Source organism: Streptomyces sp. NPDC057428, assembly GCF_042803195.1.
GTDB lineage: Bacteria > Actinomycetota > Actinomycetes > Streptomycetales > Streptomycetaceae > Streptomyces.
In genome coordinates this window covers 39,469-58,261 of the sequence record NZ_JBHVCT010000037.1, presented here as the reverse complement: position 1 = coordinate 58,261, position 18,793 = coordinate 39,469, and the positions used below count along the sequence as shown (strand labels likewise).

The 18,793-nt window shown below is 69.8% G+C and carries 13 protein-coding genes and 1 tRNA gene; 9 read left to right on the top strand and 5 right to left on the bottom strand.

What is annotated here, in order from left to right:
• Positions 1–64 precede the first annotated feature (64 nt).
• The 4 genes from ACFU5K_RS16900 to ACFU5K_RS16885 form a co-directional block, all read right to left on the bottom strand.
• Complete coding sequence (locus tag ACFU5K_RS16900) at positions 65–1,459, bottom strand: OFA family MFS transporter (protein ID WP_384061855.1); 1,395 nt, start codon at positions 1,457–1,459, stop codon at positions 65–67.
• Between the two features lie 123 nt (positions 1,460–1,582).
• Positions 1,583–3,739: an acetate--CoA ligase family protein gene (locus tag ACFU5K_RS16895; protein WP_384061853.1), complete on the bottom strand. Its 2,157-nt coding sequence runs from the start codon at positions 3,737–3,739 to the stop codon at positions 1,583–1,585.
• 2 nt (positions 3,740–3,741) lie between these two features.
• Complete coding sequence (frc, locus tag ACFU5K_RS16890; RefSeq protein ID WP_384061851.1) at positions 3,742–4,980, bottom strand: formyl-CoA transferase; 1,239 nt, start codon at positions 4,978–4,980, stop codon at positions 3,742–3,744.
• A gap of 13 nt (positions 4,981–4,993) precedes the next feature.
• Positions 4,994–6,685: a thiamine pyrophosphate-binding protein gene (locus ACFU5K_RS16885; protein WP_384061848.1), complete on the bottom strand. Its 1,692-nt coding sequence runs from the start codon at positions 6,683–6,685 to the stop codon at positions 4,994–4,996.
• Positions 6,686–6,850: 165 nt separating this feature from the next.
• On the opposite strand from ACFU5K_RS16885, the gene sucC reads away from it, so the two are divergent.
• The 3 genes from sucC (at position 6,851) to ACFU5K_RS16870 (ending at position 10,537) form a co-directional block, all read left to right on the top strand.
• A complete protein-coding gene (gene sucC / locus ACFU5K_RS16880) occupies positions 6,851–7,987 on the top strand; it encodes an ADP-forming succinate--CoA ligase subunit beta (protein WP_384061846.1) in 1,137 nt (378 codons plus the stop codon).
• Between the two features lie 2 nt (positions 7,988–7,989).
• Complete coding sequence (gene sucD, locus ACFU5K_RS16875) at positions 7,990–8,889, top strand: succinate--CoA ligase subunit alpha (RefSeq protein ID WP_384061843.1); 900 nt, start codon at positions 7,990–7,992, stop codon at positions 8,887–8,889.
• A gap of 94 nt (positions 8,890–8,983) precedes the next feature.
• A complete protein-coding gene (locus ACFU5K_RS16870; protein WP_384061840.1) occupies positions 8,984–10,537 on the top strand; it encodes an aldehyde dehydrogenase family protein in 1,554 nt (517 codons plus the stop codon).
• 10 nt (positions 10,538–10,547) lie between these two features.
• Here ACFU5K_RS16870 and ACFU5K_RS16865 read toward each other — a convergent pair whose 3' ends face one another.
• Complete coding sequence (locus ACFU5K_RS16865; RefSeq protein ID WP_384061837.1) at positions 10,548–11,882, bottom strand: DUF2254 domain-containing protein; 1,335 nt, start codon at positions 11,880–11,882, stop codon at positions 10,548–10,550.
• 192 nt (positions 11,883–12,074) lie between these two features.
• Here ACFU5K_RS16865 and ACFU5K_RS16860 point away from each other — a divergent pair.
• The 6 genes from ACFU5K_RS16860 to rbsD all read left to right on the top strand — a co-directional run bounded on the left by ACFU5K_RS16860 (position 12,075) and on the right by rbsD (position 18,215).
• A tRNA-Leu gene (locus ACFU5K_RS16860) sits at positions 12,075–12,162 on the top strand.
• Between the two features lie 211 nt (positions 12,163–12,373).
• Complete coding sequence (locus tag ACFU5K_RS16855) at positions 12,374–13,390, top strand: LacI family DNA-binding transcriptional regulator (RefSeq protein WP_384061834.1); 1,017 nt, start codon at positions 12,374–12,376, stop codon at positions 13,388–13,390.
• Positions 13,387–14,925: a sugar ABC transporter ATP-binding protein gene (locus ACFU5K_RS16850; protein ID WP_384061831.1), complete on the top strand. Its 1,539-nt coding sequence runs from the start codon at positions 13,387–13,389 to the stop codon at positions 14,923–14,925. Before ACFU5K_RS16855 ends, ACFU5K_RS16850 begins: the two co-directional genes overlap by 4 nt.
• Positions 14,915–16,879 carry a substrate-binding domain-containing protein gene (locus ACFU5K_RS16845; RefSeq protein ID WP_384061828.1) on the top strand — a complete coding sequence of 655 codons (1,965 nt, stop codon included), beginning with the start codon at positions 14,915–14,917 and terminating at the stop codon, positions 16,877–16,879. The genes ACFU5K_RS16850 and ACFU5K_RS16845 overlap by 11 nt, the downstream gene beginning before the upstream one ends.
• A 20-nt stretch (positions 16,880–16,899) precedes the next feature.
• A complete protein-coding gene (locus ACFU5K_RS16840) occupies positions 16,900–17,829 on the top strand; it encodes a ribokinase (RefSeq protein WP_384061826.1) in 930 nt (309 codons plus the stop codon).
• Complete coding sequence (rbsD, locus tag ACFU5K_RS16835; RefSeq protein ID WP_384061823.1) at positions 17,826–18,215, top strand: D-ribose pyranase; 390 nt, start codon at positions 17,826–17,828, stop codon at positions 18,213–18,215. Before ACFU5K_RS16840 ends, rbsD begins: the two co-directional genes overlap by 4 nt.
• Positions 18,216–18,793 lie beyond the last annotated feature (578 nt).

The following is an 18,793-nucleotide window of genomic DNA, read 5'->3' as shown; positions in this document are numbered from 1 at the left end:
GACTGCAGGTGGGGGGCCCGGTTCCAGGAACCGGGCCCCACACGTGTGTGCCGTCGATGTGTGATCAGTCCGTCTCCCGGATCACCGGGGCCGGGGCGCCGGTCTTCACCAGCAGGTTGCCCTTGCGGTCGCGGCCGGGTGCCGCGAGGAACAGTGCGAGGAATCCCGCGAAGAGCGAGATGCTGCCGGCCAGGATGAACGCGCCGTTGAGCCCCCAGGCGTCGACGACCATGAAGCCCATCCCCGCCCCGAGCCCGGAGACGAGCTTGGAGCTGTAGACCATCCCGTAGTTCGTGGCGTTGTTGTTCTCACCGAAGTAGTCCGCGGTCATAGCGGCGAACATCGGGAAGATGGCGCCGCCGCCGAAGCCGGAGATCGCGGAGAAGAGCAGGAACAGCGGCAGGCTCTGCATGTCCGCCGACCAGATGATGCCGAACTGGGCGAGCCCCAGGATCACACAGACGTAGAGCAGGCACTTCTTACGGCCGTAGAGGTCGGAGAGCCAGCCGATGACGCCGCGCCCGGTACCGTTGACGATCGCCTTGAGCGACATCGCGGTGGCGACGATCCCAGCCGCGAAGCCCGCGTCCTGGCCGATGTCGACCTGGAAGGCGATGCCGAAGATGTTCACGCCGGAGGTACAGGCGAGACAGACCCACATCAGTGCCACGCGGCCGGTCCTCCACGCCTCGCCCGGGGAGTACTGCTTGATGGCCGGCGGGTTCTTCTCCAGCGAACGGCGGGCCCGCGGGTCCTCGGGCGGGTTGAGCGGGTCGATCTCTGAGGGCCACCAGTTGTTCGGCGGGTCCCGGAAGAAGAAGCCGGCGCACGCCACCATCACGGCGAGGAAGACACCCACCGAGACCAGGACCCACCTGAAGTTGGTGATGTCCATGAAGCCGGTGAAGATGAAGACGAACGGCACCGAGCCGTAGGCGAACCCGCCGTTGACGAAACCCGTCTTGCCGCCCCTGCGCTCCGGGTACCACTTGCCGACCATGTTGACGCAGGTGGCGTACACCATGCCCGCGCCCATGCCGGAGAACACGCTGAAGCCGATGTACGCGAAGATCACGTGCGGCGCGTACGCCAGCGACAGGTACCCGAGGAGCGTGCCCACCGCCCCGAGCATCATCGCCCAGCGGGCCGGCAGCCTGCCGGTCTCCCGCAGCCTGCCCGCGGGCATCGCGACCGCGGCCTGGAAGAACACCCAGACGGTCATCATCCAGTAGATGTGACCGCTGTCCCAGTTGTGCGCGTGGTGCAGTGTGTCCTCCGCCGACGCGAAGGCGTACTCGGCCGAGCTGATGCCCATCATGCCGACCCACGGCAGGATGACCATCCACTTGCGCTTGCGGCCCATGATGTCGATGTCGCTCTCGCCGAGCCGGTACGTCCGGCCGTTGGCGTCCGTCACCTCCCTGAAGGGGACGGATGTGGAGAGGTTTGCAGTAGTCATTGTCGATCGAACCCCTTGCGTGGAAGAAGTCTGGCCAGCGCCCCCTGCCCGTTCCCACTTCGCGCCGGGGTCCGCGGCCCAGCCGTGCGCCGCAGACCCCGTGGTTCGAGCCGTGTCATCAGGTCATCGGCCACCGCCCAGGAGTCCGGCGGCCCTGGCCCACCTGTACTTCGCGCCCAGCACGGCGACGGGCCGCTCCGTGGTGTACGGATAGGCGACGACACCCCGCTCGAACAGGTACGCGCAGGCCTCCTCGACCTCGGTGTCACCGGCCAGCGAGGCCACCACGGGCTTCTCGATGCCACGCGCCCGGAACTCCGCCACCACCCGGGCCGTCAGCTCCGCGAAGACCATCGGCGGAGTGACGATCGTGTGCCAGTAGCCGAGGACCAGCGCGTGGATCCGCGGATCCTCCATCCCCAGCCGGATCGTCGCCTCGTAGGTCGAGGGCGGCTCACCGCCCGTGATGTCGATCGGGTTGCCGGCCGCGCCGAACGGCGGGATGAACGCCTTGAACGCCGTGTCGAGATCCGGCGGGATCTCCATCAGGGACAGCCCGTTGTCCACGATCGCGTCCGAGAGGAGCACCCCCGATCCGCCCGCCCCCGTGATGATCACGACGTTGTCGCCCTTGGGCGCCGGGAGCACGGGCAGCGCACGCGCGTACTCCAGCATGTCGTTCAGGCCCGGCGCCCGGATGACGCCCGCCTGCCGCAGGATGTCGTCGTACACGGCGTCGTCCCCGGCCAGCGCGCCGGTGTGGGATCCCGCCGCTTTGGCACCCGCGCTCGTACGCCCCGCCTTGAGGACCACGACCGGCTTCTTCGGCACGGTCGCCCGCGCCGCCTCCACGAACGCGCGCCCGTCCTTGAGGTCCTCCAGGTGCATCGCGATGCACTCGGTGTTGGGGTCCTCCCCGAACCAGGTCAGCAGGTCGTCCTCGTCGATGTCCGACTTGTTGCCGAGCCCGACGATCGCCGACACACCCGTCTTCGTCGACCGCGCGAAGCCCAGGATGGCCATGCCGATACCACCGGACTGGGAGGTCAGCGCCACCGACCCCTTGACGTCGTACGGGGTGCAGAAGGTGGCGCAGAGGTCCTGCCAGGTCGAGTAGTAGCCGTAGATGTTCGGTCCGAGCAGCCGTACCCCGTACTGCTCACCGATCGCCACGATCTCGTCCTGCAGCCCCTGTTCGCCGGTCTCGGCGAATCCGGACGGAATCAGCACCGCGTTCGGGATCCCCTTGCGGCCCACCTCCTGGAGCGCCGATGCAACGAACTTGGCGGGGATCGCGAAGACCGCCACATCCACCTCACCGGGAACGTCGGTGACACTCTTGTACGCCTTGCGGCCCAGAATGTCATCGGCCTTGGGGTTCACCGGGTGGATCTCGCCCGCGAAACCTCCGTCGATGAGGTTCCGCATCACCGAATTGCCTATCTTGCCCTGTTCGTTGGAGGCGCCGATGACCGCGACCGAACGAGGCTCCATCAGCCGGCGCATAGAGACTAGGATCTCCTCCCGGCTGTAGCGGCGACGCGGCTTCACCTCCTCTGTCGTCAGCAGGATCCGGATGTCGGCGGCGACCGCACCGTCCGGCGAGGCGATGACCGGGTTGAGGTCCACCTCCGCGATCTCGGGGAAGTCCGTCACCAGTTGGGACACCCGCCGGATCTGCTCGGCCAGCGCCCACCGGTCCACGGCCGGCGCGCCGCGCACACCCTTGAGGATCTCCGCGGCACCGATCGAGTCGAGCATTGACCGCGCCTCGTCCGCGGTCACCGGTGCCAGCCGGAACGTGATGTCCTTGAGTACCTCCACCAGGACCCCGCCGAGCCCGAACGCCACCACCTTGCCGAAGGTGGGATCGGTGACCGCACCGACGATGACCTCCTGCCCGGGCGGCACCAGCTGCTGTACCTGCACGCCGTCGATCCGGGCATCGGCCGAGTACGCCCGGGCGTTCTTCACGATCCGGCAGAAGGCCTCGCGCACCTCCCGCGAACCCGACACCCCCACCACGACGCCGCCCGCATCCGTCTTGTGCAGGATGTCCGGGGAGACGATCTTGAGGACGACGGGGCCGCCGAGCCGATCGGCCAGTGCCACCGCCTCGTCGACGTCGGTGGCCAGCCCCTCGCCCGGCACGGTGATCCCGTACGCGTCGGCGACGACCTTCCCCTCCGGAGCGGTGAGCGCGCTGCGCCCCTCGCTCCGGACACGGTCGAGCAGCGCCCTGACGCGCTCATGCTCCTGTGTCTCGACTGTTCCGGTCATGCTCAGATGACTCCGTTCGTCTTCAGCAGCCGCAGTTCCTCGTCGCCCAGACCGAGTTCGCCGACGTACACCTCCGCGTTGTGCTCGCCGAGGAGCGGGGAGGTCACGATGTCGACGGGGGAGTCGGACAGCTTCAGCGGGCTGCCGACCGTGGTGAAGGTCCCGCGCTCGGGGTGTTCGACCTGGACGACCATCTCGTTGGCCGCGAGGGACTCGTCCTCGACGATCTCCTTGGTCGAGAGGATCGGACCGCAGGGGATGTTGTGCGCGTTCAGCTGCTCCAGGACGTCCCACTTGGGGAGCGCGGACGACCACTCCTCGATGAGCTGGAACATCTTGCCGAGCTTCGGCAGCCGCGACTCGGGCGTCGCCCACTCGGGGTCCTCGGCCAGCTCCGGCCGTCCGATCAGCGCGGACAGGGGTTTCCACCCGACCGGCTGGACGATGACGTACACGTAGTCGTTGGGACCGCCTGGCGCGCACTTCACCGCCCAGCCCGGCTGACCGCCGCCGCTCGCGTTGCCGCTGCGCGGCACCTCGTCGGCTCCGGCTGTGTCCTGCGCGTTCGGGTACTCCGCGAGCGGACCGTGCGCCAGTCGCTGCTGGTCGCGCAGCTTGACCCGGCAGAGGTTGAGCACGGCGTGCTGCATCGCCACGTTCACCCGCTGACCGCGTCCGGTGCTCTCGCGCTGGAACAGGGCGGCGAGGATGCCGGCCACCGCGTGGATCCCCGTGCCCGAGTCGCCGATCTGCGCGCCGGTCGCGAGCGGCGGGCCGTCCTCGAAGCCGGTGGTGGACATCGACCCGCCCATGGCCTGTGCCACGACCTCGTACGCCTTGAAGTTGGTGTACGGGCCCTCGCCGAAGCCCTTGATGGAGGCGTAGACGATCCGTGGGTTGATCTCCTGGATGCGTTCCCAGGTGAACCCCATGCGGTCCACCGCACCCGGTCCGAAGTTCTCCACCATGACGTCGCTGCGGCGGATCAGCTCGGTGAGGATCTCCTTGCCGCGTTCGCTCTTGGTGTTCAGGGTGATGCTCCGCTTGTTGCAGTTGAGCATCGTGAAGTAGAGGGAGTCGACGTCCGGCAGATCGCGCAACTGCTTGCGGGTGATGTCCCCGCTCGGCGCCTCCAGCTTGACGACGTCCGCACCGAGCCAGCCGAGCAGCTGGGTGGCGGAGGGACCGGACTGTACGTGTGTCATGTCGAGGACGCGTACGCCCTCAAGAGCTTTGGTCATGCCGACGGCTCCTCTACTTGTACATGGTCTGGTTCATCGTTCCGGGGGCGTACGCGTCCGGGTCGACCCAGACGTTGATCAGTGAGGGCAGCCCGGACTCACGGGCCCGCTGCAGCGCGGGGGCGATGTCCGCCGGGTCGCGCACCTCTTCGCCGTAACCGCCGAGCATCTGGGCGAACTTGTCGTAGTGGACGTCGCCCAGGGTGTTGCCGATCCGCTCGCGCTCGTCCCCGTACTTGGCCTTCTGGCCGTAACGGATCTGGTTCATCGAGGAGTTGTTGCCGACGATGCCGACGAAGGGGAGGTTGTAGCGGACCAGCGTCTCGAAGTCCCAGCCGGTCAGGGAGAACGCGCCGTCGCCGAAGAGGGCCACGACCTCCTTGTCCGGCCTGGCCTGCTTGGCGGCCAGTACGAACGGCACCCCGACGCCGAGCGTGCCGAGCGGCCCCGGGTCCATCCAGTGGCCGGGGGTACGGGGCTGGACGACCTGGCCGGAGAAGGTGACGATGTCGCCGCCGTCCCCGATGTAGATGGAGTCCTCGGTGAGGAAGTCGTTGATCTCGCTCACCAGCCGGTACGGGTGGATGGGGGAGGCGTCCGACTTCAGCTGCGGCAGACGCTTCTCGATCGCGGTCTGCTCGGCGGCCCGCAGCTCGTCCAGCCATGCCTTGCGCGAGGCCGCACCGCCGTTGATCCGGCCGCTGGCGGCCTCCGTCGCCGCCTTCAGCACGAGCGAGGCGTCGCCGACGATGCCGAGGTCGACGTCGCGGTTCTTGCCCACGGTGCGGTAGTCCAGGTCGATCTGGACGACGGTGGCGGACGGTGAGAGCCGCTTGCCGTAGCCCATCCGGAAGTCGAACGGTGTCCCCACGATGACGATGAGGTCGGCGTTGGAGAACGCGTAGCGCCGCGAGAGCTGGAAGTGGTGAGGGTCGCCCGGCGGCAGGGTGCCGCGGCCCGCGCCGTTCATGTACGCGGGGATGTTGAGAGTACGGACGAGTTCGGTGGCCGAGTCCGTCGCCCGTGTCGTCCAGACCTGGCTGCCGAGCAGGATCGCCGGCTTCTCGGCGTGGACGAGCAGATCGGCGAGCTTCTCGATGTCGGCCGGGTCACCCGCGGCCCGGGTGGACGCGCGGTAGCGGCCCTCCTCGGGTACGCGCGCCTTGCTCACCGGCACCTTCGCGTCGAGCACGTCGCGCGGGATCTCCAGGAACGATGGCCCCGGCGCGCCGTGGTAGCACTCCCGGAAGGCCATCGACACCATGTCCGCCGCTCGCGCGGTGTCCGGCACGGTGGCCGCGAACTTCGTGATGGGCGTCATCATGTCGACGTGCGGCAGATCCTGCAGCGAGCCCATCTTGTGCTGCGTGTGTGCGCCCTGACCACCGATCAGCAGCATCGGGGACTCGGCACGGTAGGCGTTGGCGACACCGGTGACGGCGTCGGTGGTTCCGGGGCCCGCGGTGACGACGGCACACCCCGGCTTGCCGGTGATGCGGGCGTATCCGTCGGCGGCGTGGGCGGCGACCTGCTCGTGGCGTACGTCGACAACCTCGATGCCCTCGTCGACACAGCCGTCGTAGATGTCGATGATGTGGCCGCCGCAGAGGGTGTAGATGCGTTCCACCCCCTCCGCCTTGAGTGCCTTGGCGACCAAGTGCCCACCGGAGATGAGGTTCTGGCTGTCCTGGCTGTCCTCGGGCATGGCGATGTCCTGTCCCTTCGTAGGGGATGGCGGAGCCGTTCCGCCGCTCTCGCGGTACATTGCATACAGTCGACGAATACTGTATGAAGATTGTTATCCCGCATCCGGTGGGTGGTGTCCAGGGGGCGTGCGGCACTTTCACAATCGGCACGATCGGGAGTGGCTATGGATCTGTACGAGCACCAGGCAAGGCAACTCTTCGCGGACCACGGCATCGCCGTGCCGGAGGCCGAGGTCGTGGACCAGGCGCGCGCGGCCCACGGCGCTGCCGAACGGCTCGGTGGCCGAGTCGTCGTCAAGGCGCAGGTGAAGACCGGCGGCCGGGGCAAGGCCGGCGGGGTGAAGATGGCGGCGGACCCGGGGGCCGCCGTCGTCACCGCCCGGCAGATACTCGGCATGGACATCAAAGGTCACCTCGTACGAGAGGTGATGCTCGCCCAGCCCGTGGACATCGAGGCGGAGTTCTACGTGAGCTTCGTGCTGGACCGGGCCGCCGGGACCTTCCTCGCCATCGCCTCCGCGGAGGGCGGCATGGACATCGAGGAGGTCGCCTCCACCCGCCCTGAGGCCGTGGCCCGGATCCAGGTCGACCCGGCGGAGGGCGTGACGGCGGCCAAGGCGGCACACATCGCCGAAGCGGCCTCACTGCCACCGGAGACCGGCCCCGTGATCCAGGCGCTGTGGCAGGTCCTCACCCAGGAGGACGCCCTGCTCGTCGAGGTCAACCCCCTTGTGCGGACGACGGACGGCCGGATACTCGCACTCGACGGCAAGGTCACCCTCGACGACAACGCGGCCTTCCGGCAGTCCCGTTGGGGCACCGACTCCGCGGACCCGCACGGTGACCCGCTGGAGGCGGCGGCTGCCGCCAAGGGGCTCAACTACGTCAAGCTCGACGGCGAGGTCGGCATCATCGGCAACGGCGCGGGGCTCGTCATGTCCACCCTCGACGTCGTCGCCGGCTGCGGTGCCCGCCCCGCCAACTTCCTCGACATCGGGGGAGGCGCCTCGGCCCGCGTCATGGCCGACGGGCTCACGGTCATCCTCTCCGACCCGTCCGTGAAGTCCGTCTTCGTCAACGTCTTCGGCGGCATCACCGCCTGTGACGCCGTCGCCGACGGCATCGTCCAGGCGCTGGACTCCGTCCACCTCACCAAACCCCTGGTGGTCCGGCTCGACGGCAACAGCGCGGCGCGGGGCCGCGCGATCCTGGACGAACGTGCGCACCCGATGGTCCAGCAGGTCACCACCATGGACGGCGCCGCGGACCGGGCGGCCCGACTGGCCCTGGGAGGGCACTGATCATGGCAATCTTCCTCAGCAAGGAGAGCAAGGTCCTCGTCCAGGGCATGACCGGTGCCGAGGGCATGAAGCACACGCGCAGGATGCTCGCCGCGGGCACCCAGATCGTCGGTGGCGTCAACCCGCGCAAGGCGGGCCGGACCGTTGACCTCGACGACCGTACCGTTGCGGTCTTCGGCTCCGTACGCGAGGGCATGGAGGCCACCGGCGCCGACGTCACGGTCGTCTTCGTCCCGCCGCCCTTCGCCAGGGCCGCCGTCGTCGAAGCGGCGGACGCCGGAATCGGCCTGGCCGTCGTCATCACCGAGGGCATCCCCGTCCACGACGCGGTGGCCTTCCACGCCTACGCGAAAGAGCGCGGCACCCGCATCCTCGGACCCAACTGTCCCGGGGTGATCAGCCCGGGACAGTCCAACGCGGGCATCATCCCGGCGGACATCGCGACGAAGCCCGGCCGTATCGGACTCGTCTCCAAGTCCGGCACGCTCACCTACCAGTTGATGCACGAACTCCGCGACACGGGGTTCTCCACGGCGGTGGGGATCGGCGGGGACCCCGTGATCGGCACGACGCACATCGACTGCCTGGCGGCGTTCGAACAGGACCCGGACACGGAACTGATCGTCCTCATCGGCGAGATCGGCGGCGACGCGGAGGAGCGGGCCGCGGCCTACATCGCCCAGCACGTCACCAAACCGGTGGTCGGCTACATCGCGGGCTTCACGGCCCCGGAAGGCAAGACGATGGGGCACGCGGGAGCGATCGTCTCGGGCTCGTCGGGCACGGCGGAGGCCAAGAAGAAGGCGCTTGAGGCCGCGGGGGTCGCGGTGGGATCCACCCCCACGGAAACAGCACGCCTGGCGGAGGACCGCCTCCGGGCCACGAACCGGCGGGGAGCCTGAGTACCGCGTCCGCGCGGGCGCCCGGCAGTACGGGCGCCCGCGCCGTCCGCCCCCGTCCCGTCGCCCGTCACCCGCACCTCAGAGCGGAGAGACCATGACACCCTCAGCGACCACCACCCTCACCCTCAAGCCGGGAACGGCCTGGCAGGACGCCTGGCGCCGCTGCCTGACCGCAGCCCCCGAAGCCTTCCAGCACGACCGCGTCAGCAACCTCTGGGGCGCTGCCTGGCACGCCGACGGGCGTACGCTGACCGCGACCAGCCCCGTCGACGGCACCCCGATCGCCGGGCCGCCCCGTCTCGACGCCCCGGCCGCACAGCGAGCGGTACGGGCGGCACTCGACGCCCACCGCGCCTGGCGCCACGTCCCGCTCGCCGAACGCCGCGCCCGCGTGGCGGCCACACTCGACGCCCTGACCGAGCACCGCGAGCTCCTCTCCCTGCTCCTGGTGTGGGAGATCGGCAAGCCGTGGCGACTGGCGCAGGCCGATGTGGACCGTGCCATCGACGGTGTCCGCTGGTACGTCGACCACAGTGACCGTCTCCTGGCCGGCCGGACGCCGCTCGCCGGTCCCGTATCGAACATCGCGAGCTGGAACTACCCGATGTCCGTGCTGGTCCACGCGATGCTCGTACAGGCCCTCGCCGGTAATGCGGTGATCGCCAAGACCCCCACGGACGGCGGGGTCGCCTGTCTGACCCTGGCCTGCGCGCTCGCCGCCCGCGAGGGCGTCCCGCTGACCCTGCTCAGCGGCAGCGGGAGCGAACTCTCCGAGCCCCTGGTCCGGTCGCCCGAGATCGGCTGCGTCTCGTTCGTCGGCGGCCGGGACACCGGTGCCCGCATCGCCACCGCCGTCACGGACCTCGGCAAGCGGCACATTCTCGAACAGGAGGGGCTCAACACCTGGGGGATCTGGAACTACAGCGACTGGGACGCCCTGACCGCGGTCATTCCGAAGCTCTTCGACTACGGTAAGCAACGCTGCACCGCCTACCCCCGGTTCGTCGTCCAGCGGACCCACTTCGCGGACTTCCTCGCCGCGTACCTCCCCGCCGTACGGTCCCTGCGCACAGGACATCCCCTGGCCGTGGAACACCCCTCCGACCCGCTCCCCACCCTGGACTTCGGCCCCCTGATCAACGCGACCAAGGCCAAGGAACTGCACGACCAGGTCACCGAGGCGATCGACCGCGGTGCGGTGCCCCTCCATCAGGGATCGGCCGCCGACGCCCTGTTCCTCCCGGGCCAGGACACCAGCGCCTACCTCCACCCGGTCACGCTGCTCAACCCTCCGCCCTCCTCCCCGCTCCACCACGCCGAGCCCTTCGGGCCCGTCGACACCATCGTCCTGGTCGACACCGAGGCAGAACTCCTCGCGGCCATGAACGCGTCGAACGGTGCACTGGTCGCCACGCTGTCCACCGACGACCCGGCGACGTACGAGCGGCTCGCCCCCCACATCCGGGCGTTCAAGACCGGTCACGGCACGCCCCGTTCGCGGGGTGACCGGGAGGAGCTCTTCGGGGGCTTCGGGGCTTCCTGGCGCGGCGCGTTCGTGGGCGGTGAGCTGCTCGTGCGTGCCGTGACCGACGGTCCGGGGGAGGAGAGGCCGCCGGGCAACTTCCCGGACTACCACCTCATGCCGTAGCCCGGGCGCTTCAGCGGATGCCCTGCCGGTCGGGGCGCAGCGCGAAAGCCCGGTCGGCGGCCTCCGGCACCGTGCGCTCCACGGCCTCCACCAGGAGCGCGCGGTGCCTGCGGAGTGCGGCCTTCCGCTCCTCCGGTGCGAGCAGCAGCAGATCGTCGAAGGCCGCCAGCAACCGCCGCGTGACCTGCGGGTACCCGGCCGCGCACCAGCGGATCTCCTCGAAGGCGAGATCCACGAGATCGGTCCACCCCGGCACGTCCTGGACGAGCCGCACCTCGCCCCGCCGGTCCAGGTGGAGCAGCGGGCCCAGTGGGAGGTCCACGGCCGCCGAGAGGAACTGCACGATCCGGTCCAGGCACTGGACGGCGGTCGTCGGATCGTTGACCGCCGACGACAGGGCGCGCAGCGCGATGTCCGACAACTGCCGGAGGCCGAAGGCCGGGTCCTGGTAAAGGGCCCGGTCGACACCGACGAACAGGGTGCGCCCCAGGGCCCGCGCGGGCGGCGCGGGCCCGCCGTGCACGGACAGGACCGGAGTGCCGGGCACCACGAAATCCCCGGTACGGGGCAGCACCCGCAGCACGGTCCCGTGCCGCTGCGCGGTCCGCACGAGCCGGGCGACCTGGACTTCGCGGAGTACGCCGGCCCGTCCCCGGTACACCACCTGTGCGCCGGCCGGCCCGATCGGCGGCTCTCCGACGGGCCCGCCGGAGTGTCTCGCCAGCGCGCGGAGCGACTCGCGGGCGATGTGGTCCAGGACCGGACCGACCTGCATCAGCCGCAGGGTCGCGGAGACGTAGGCCACGAACAGGATCAGGCTCAGACCCACCAGACCCAGGGTCAGCAGGCTCTGGAGGAGGGGCACCGACGTGACCCGCCGTGGGTCGGGGTCGGTCCCGCCCTCGTACGAGGTCAGGACGAGCAGCGAGAAGGCGAAGGTCGCCAGGAACACCGTCAGTGTGAGCTTGCTGATCCTGCTCCGCACGAAGATCCGCACCAGGCGAGGGGTCATCTGCCCGCTCGCCATCTGCACGGCCACCAGCGAGATGCTGAAGACGACGCCGATGAAGGTCATCATCGCCGCGCTGACGGTGGTCACGATGGTCCGCGCGTCCACGGCGAAGGAGAGCAGGTCCCCCAGCTCCTCGTACGCCCTCTCCTGCTTCAGATGCGCGACGATCGCGTTGTCCAGTTCGGCCAGACCCCACCACAGGCCGAACGCCGCGACCAGCCCCGCCGTCGGCGCGAACCAGAAGCTGTCCCGTAGCCGCTCGCGCAGGGAGGTCAGTGCACGCGGCGGCCGGTGGACGTGATCGCTCCTGCCGCTTCTGCTCTTGCCGTTCATGCTCGCGAAGGTAGCCCGCGGCGACGTTGTGCACACGACGCGCCACGGAGTGTGCGCACGGGTGGCGTCGCGCTCGTCCGGCCGCCCCTCACACCGCACTGACCACCTAAAACGCAGGTGAGAGGCGCCCCGAACCCCTGGTATTGTTTCCTTTGTCGCCACGGGGAACACCCCGTGAACGGCAGACACCTTGTCCGGGTGGCGGAATGGCAGACGCGCTAGCTTGAGGTGCTAGTGCCCTTTATCGGGCGTGGGGGTTCAAGTCCCCCCTCGGACACCAGTGAGGACCCCAGTTGATCTGGGGTCCTTTCGCGTTCCCGGGGGAGTGGGGGCCGGAGCGCGGTTCTCCCCGAATGTCGTTTGGGTCACATCTGAGCTTCAGGTACTTGTTTTCGGTCATGTAATCGATTCCAATCAACTTTGTAATCGATTCCACGGCTTGGTTCCGTTGGTCTCGAGGCTCACGGAAACCACAAGGAGGTGGTCCGGAAATGGCGAGCATCAAGGATGTCGCGGCGCAGGCGGGAGTGTCTGTCGCCACGGTCTCCCGCGTCCTCAACAGCCATCCCTCCGTCAGCCCGGACGCCCGCAGACGCGTCCTCGCAGCCGTCGACGCGCTCGGCTACCGGCCCAATGCCGTGGCCCGCTCGCTGCGGACCGATCAGACACGCACGCTCGGCCTCGTCATCAGTGACGTACTCAACCCGTACTTCACCGCCCTGGCCCGCTCCGTGGAGGAGGAGGCCCGCGCGCTCGGGTACAGCGTGATCATCGGCAACGCCGACGAGCGGCCCGCACAGCAGGACCACCACGTCCGCACGCTCCTGGACCGCAGGATCGACGGACTCCTGGTCTCGCCGGCGGACGGTGAGTCCCCGCTGCTGCTGGACGTCGCGCGCACCGGTACCCCGATGGTCTTCGTGGACCGCTGGATGCCGGGGGTGGAGGTTCCGGTCGTCCGTGCGGACGGTCACCTCGCCATCCAGGACCTGGTGGCCCATCTCCACGCGCTCGGCCACCGCAGGCTCGCCATCATCGCGGGTCCCGCGGCCACGACCACGGGCAACGAACGTGTCGAGGCGTTCCGGGAGGCCATGCGCGCCCACGGACTCGCTCTGCCCGACGCCTACATCGGACAGGGCGACTTCCAGGCCGACAGCGGCCGGCGCGCCACCGAGCAGTTCCTGTCGCTGCCCGAACCGCCCGAGATCGTCTTCGCCGCCGACAACCTCATGGCGCTCGGCGCCCTGGATGCCATCCGCGCCCGCGGTCTGCGCGTCCCGGAGGACATCGGGATCGCGGCCTTCGACGACATCCCGTGGTTCGTCCACACCGGTCCGCCGATCACCGCGATCGCCCAGCCGACGGGCGACCTCGGCCGCGCCGCCGTCCGCGCGCTCGTCGACATCGTCGAGGGCCGCCCCCCGCAGTCCGTCACCCTGCCCGCCCGCCTCGTCGTACGCAGCTCCTGCGGCGAGCGCACCCCGAGTCCCGGGAGCAACGAGTGAGTGAATCGGTCGAGTTGCTGCGCATCGAAGGCGTACGCAAGACCTTCCCCGGTGTAGTCGCCCTGGACCGTGTCGATTTCGACCTCCGGAGCGGCGAAGTACACGTCCTGCTCGGTGAGAACGGCGCCGGCAAGAGCACCCTCATCAAGATGCTCTCCGGCGCCTACCGCCCGGACAGCGGCCGGATCTTCGCCGGCGGTAAAGAGGTGCGCATCCACGGCGCCCAGGACGCCGAGAAGCTCGGAATCGCCACGATCTACCAGGAGTTCAACCTGGTTCCCGATCTCACGGTCGCCGAGAACATCTTCCTGGGCCGCCAGCCGCGCCGCCTCGGCATGATCGACCGCGCGCGTATGGAGGCCGACGCCGAGGTGCTCCTGCGCCGCGTGGGCCTGCACGTGTCCCCTCGGGTCAAGGTCCGTGAACTGGGCATCGCCCGGCTCCAGATGGTCGAGATCGCCAAGGCGCTCAGCCTGGACGCGCGCGTCCTGATCATGGACGAGCCGACCGCCGTGCTGACCTCCGAGGAGGTCGACAAGCTCTTCAAGATCGTGCGGCAGCTGCGGGCGGACGGCGTCGGCGTCGTCTTCATCACCCACCACCTGGACGAGATCGCCGCCCTCGGTGACCGTGTCACCGTCCTGCGCGACGGCCGCAGCATCGACCAGGTGCCCGCATCCACACCCGAGGCGGAACTCGTCCAGCTGATGGTCGGCCGCAGCATCGACCAGCAGTACCCGCGCGAACGGCCCGAAACGGGCGAGGCCCTGCTCTCCGTCCGGGGGCTCACCCGCAACGGCGTGTTCCACGACATCACCTTCGACGTCCGGGCCGGTGAGGTCGTCGGCCTCGCCGGACTGGTCGGAGCAGGCCGCACCGAGGTCGCGCGCGCCGTGTTCGGCGCCGACACCTACGACTCCGGCACGGTCGACGTTGCCGGAGAGCGGCTCGGCAAGCACGACGTGACCGCGGCCATGGGAGCCGGTATCGGGCTCGTCCCCGAGGACCGCAAGGGCCAGGGACTCGTGCTCGACGCCTCGGTGCAGGAGAACCTCGGTCTGGTCACCCTGCGCTCGGCGACCCGTTCCGGACTCGTCGACATCAAGGGACAGCGTGCCGCCGCCGCCCGGATCGCCGAACAGCTCGGTGTACGGATGGCCGGTCTCGGCCAGCACGTCCGCACCCTGTCCGGCGGCAACCAGCAGAAGGTCGTCATCGGGAAATGGCTCCTGGCCGACACCCGGGTCCTGATCCTCGACGAGCCCACCCGGGGCATCGACGTCGGGGCCAAGGTCGAGATCTACCAGCTCGTCAACGAGCTCACGGCCTCCGGACACGCCGTCCTGATGATCTCCAGCGACCTCCCCGAGGTCCTCGGAATGAGCGACCGGGTCATCGTCATGGCCCAGGGACGCATCGCAGGTGAACTCCCTGCCCAAGAAGCCACCCAGGACGCTGTGATGGCACTCGCCGTCAGCGCCGCCCCCACAACCGCACCCACCGAGAAGGCAGAGGAGAGCCCCCGTGGCCACTGACACGCATCCGAGCACCAAGGGCGCCGGCGGCGCCGGGAGCACCCTCCGCCGCCTCCTGCTCGAGAACGGCGCCCTCAGCGCCCTGATCGTCCTCGTGGTGGCGCTGTCGCTGCTGTCCGGCGACTTCCTCACCACCCAGAACCTGCTGAACGTCGGTGTGCAGGCCGCCGTGACCGCGATCCTCGCGTTCGGCGTCACCTTCGTCATCGTCTCCGCCGGCATCGACCTCTCCGTCGGATCGGTCGCCGCACTGTCCGCGACCGTGCTCGCCTGGTCGGCCACATCGGCAGGCGTTCCCGTCTGGCTCGCGGTCATATTCGCCATCGCCACCGGTCTGGTCTGCGGGCTCATCAGCGGCGCCCTCGTCGCGTACGGCAAACTGCCCTCGTTCATCGCGACGCTGGCCATGCTCTCGGTCGCCCGCGGTCTCTCCCTGGTCATCTCCCAGGGCAGCCCCATCGCCTTCCCCAGCTCCATCTCACACCTGGGCGACACCCTCGGCGGGTGGCTGCCCGTCCCGGTCCTCGTGATGATCGCGGCAGGCCTGATCACCGCACTCATCCTGGGCCGCACCTACATCGGCCGCTCCATGTACGCGATCGGCGGCAACGAGGAGGCGGCACGCCTCTCCGGACTGCGGGTCAAGAAGCAGAAGCTGGCGATCTACGCCCTGGCCGGCCTCTTCGCCGCCGTCGCGGGTATCGTCCTCGCCTCCCGTCTGACCTCCGCGCAGCCCCAGGCGGCGCAGGGTTACGAACTCGACGCGATCGCGGCGGTCGTCATCGGCGGCGCCAGCCTCGCCGGCGGCGTCGGCAAGGCGTCCGGCACCCTCATCGGTGCGCTGATCCTCGCCGTCCTGCGCAACGGCCTCAACCTCCTCTCGGTGTCCGCCTTCTGGCAGCAGGTCGTCATCGGTGTCGTCATCGCCCTCGCGGTGCTGCTGGACACCCTGCGCCGCAAGGCCGGCTCAGGTGCCCCGTCCGCCGCCGGTTCGTCCGCCGCGGCCGGGTCGCCGGGGTCGAAACGCAAGAAGTCGATGGAGCTGGGCATCGCGGTGGTCGTCGTGGCCGTCGTCGTCGCGGGGGTGTCGTTCTTCCACTCCGGTTCCTCCGGAGACACCAAGAAGATCGGCGTCTCGCTCTCCACCCTGAACAACCCCTTCTTCGTCCAGATGAAGCAGGGCGCGCAGCAGGAGGCCAAGAAGGTCGGCGTCGACCTGACCGTCACCGACGCCCAGAACGACGCCTCGCAGCAGGCCAACCAGCTGGAGAACTTCACCAGCTCCGGCCTGGACTCCATCATCGTCAACCCGGTGGACTCCGACGCGGTGGGTCCCAGCGTCCGCACCGCCAACAAGGACGGCATCCCGGTGGTCGCCGCCGACCGCGGTGTCAACAATGCCAAGACCGCGGCGCTCGTCGCCTCCGACAACGTGGCGGGCGGCAAGCTCGCGGCGAAGACGCTCGCCGAGCGGCTCGGCGGCAAGGGCAGCATCGTCGTCCTGCAGGGCACGGCCGGCACCTCCGCCAGCCGTGAGCGCGGCGCCGGCTTCGCCGCGGGCATCAAGGCCTACCCGGGCATCAAGATCGTGGCCAAGCAGCCCGCGGACTTCGACCGCACCAAGGGGCTGGACGTCATGACCAACGTGCTCCAGGCCCACCCCGGGATCAAGGGAGTCTTCGCCGAGAACGACGAGATGGCACTCGGTGCGGCCAAGGCGCTCGGCAGCAAGGCCGGGAAGTCCGTCTCGGTCGTCGGCTTCGACGGGACCCCGGACGGCCTCAAGGCGGTCAACACGGGCACCCTGTACGCCTCCGTGGCCCAGCAGCCCAAGGAACTCGGGAAGATCGCCGTGCAGAACGCGGTCCGCGCGGCCGACGGCAAGAAGCTCGACAGCACGGTGATGGTGCCGGTCAAGGTCGTCACCCGGCAGAACGTCGCCGACTTCTCCTGATCAAGGAAGGCACGATCCAGATGTACGTCAACGAGGACCCCGCACCCTCCCGGTACGACCTCCTGGTCGTCGGCTCGGCCAACGCCGACCTGGTCGTCGGCGTCGACCGCCGGCCAGGCCCGGGGGAGACGGTGCTCGGCTCCGACCTCGTCGTCCACCCCGGCGGCAAGGGCGCCAACCAGGCGGTGGCCGCCGCCCGCCTCGGGGCCGGTACGGCTCTGCTGGCCCGGGTGGGCGATGACGCCCACGGGCGGCTGCTGCTCGCTTCGCAGCAGGAGGCGGGCGTCGACACCGGCGGGGTCTTCGTCGGCGGCGCGCCCACCGGGGTCGCCCTCATCACCGTCGACCCCTCGGGCGACAACAGCATCGTCGTCTCGCCAGGGGCCAACGCCCGGCTGACACCCGAGGACATCAGGGCGTCGGGCGCCCTGTTCGCGGCGGCCCGTGTCGTCTCCGTACAGCTGGAGATCCCGCTGGACACGGTCGCCGAGACGGCCCGCGCCCTGGGGCCGGACACGCGCCTGGTGCTCAACCCGTCCCCGCCCGCGCCCCTGCCCGACGAGGTGCTCGCCGCCTGCGATCCGCTGGTGGTCAACGAGCACGAGGCGCGGTTCATCCTCGGGGAGGGCGCCGGCGACAGCCCGGAGTCCTGGGCACGAGGTCTCACCGCACTCGGCCCGCGCTCCGTCGTCATCACGCTGGGCGCGGGGGGCGCGCTGGTCTCCGACACCCGCACCGGTGACGCCGTACGCGTACCGAGTCCGAAGGTCGCAGCGGTGGACACCACCGGTGCGGGCGACGCCTTCACGGCGGCCCTGGCCTGGCGCCTGGGGCTGGGCGAGGAACTCACCCGGGCCGCCGCCTTCGCCGTGCGGGTCGGCGCGGCGGCCGTCACCAAGGAGGGCGCACAGGCGTCCTTCCCCACCTCGGAAGAAGTATCGGCACTGTGAAGAAGACAGGCATCCTCAACCGCCATCTCGCGGGAGCCGTGGCCGAACTCGGCCACGGCGACAGCGTCCTGATCTGCGACGTGGGCATGCCCATCCCGGCCGGTCCCCGCGTCGTCGACCTGGCTTTCATAGCGGGCGTCCCGACGTTCGCCGAGGTCCTGGACGGACTGCTGGCGGAACTGGTCGTGGACAGCGCGACCGCGGCCCAGGAGACGGCCGAGGCCAATCCGGAGGCGGCCGGCCTCCTGGCCGCCCGGCTCCCCAGAGTCACCCACGTCTCGCACGAGCGGCTGAAGGAACTCACCCGATCCGCCCGGCTGGTGGTACGGACGGGGGAGGCGAGCCCCTACGCCAACGTGCTGCTGAAGTGCGGCGTCTTCTTCTGACCGCCTGACCGCCTGACCGCCTGACCGCCTGACCGCACGCCCGCCGCGGGGCGCATCCGCTCATCCGCGGCGGACGGGCGCGGGCTCGCGCGCGTCGTGGCCCGTCCTCGGCAGGCCGGCTCCGGACCGGACTGCACCGCCTGCCGTGTGGTGCGCATCGCCCTACGGCTTCAGCACCTCCCGGAAGGTGTACACACCCGACGGCTCCATCTGTACCAATGCCATCGGTTTGCGGTGGGGATTGCCGACCGGGCGAAGGAGATGGGACCGCTCAGTCCCGACACCGAGGCGTGTCCACTGAGCTGGAGCAGCATCTGCAGCGTGGCGCCCGTGTTGACCTGGCCCTTGCCGTCCGGGCCCGCCGCGTTCCGTATCGCGATGCCCAGGGTCCAGACCGCGTCGCGCCCCATGATCACCTGCCCGTCCTGGAGCACCTGCATACCATCTCCGGCCGCGGCCCCCGCTAGGATCGGGGCCGTGACTGCCGGGTCGGCCATGGGCCACGTACGAGTGAAGCGCCCGGCCCCTGCGTGAGCGCGTGGCGGGCCCGCGCCCCGCCGTCCCGCCGTGCATTCCAG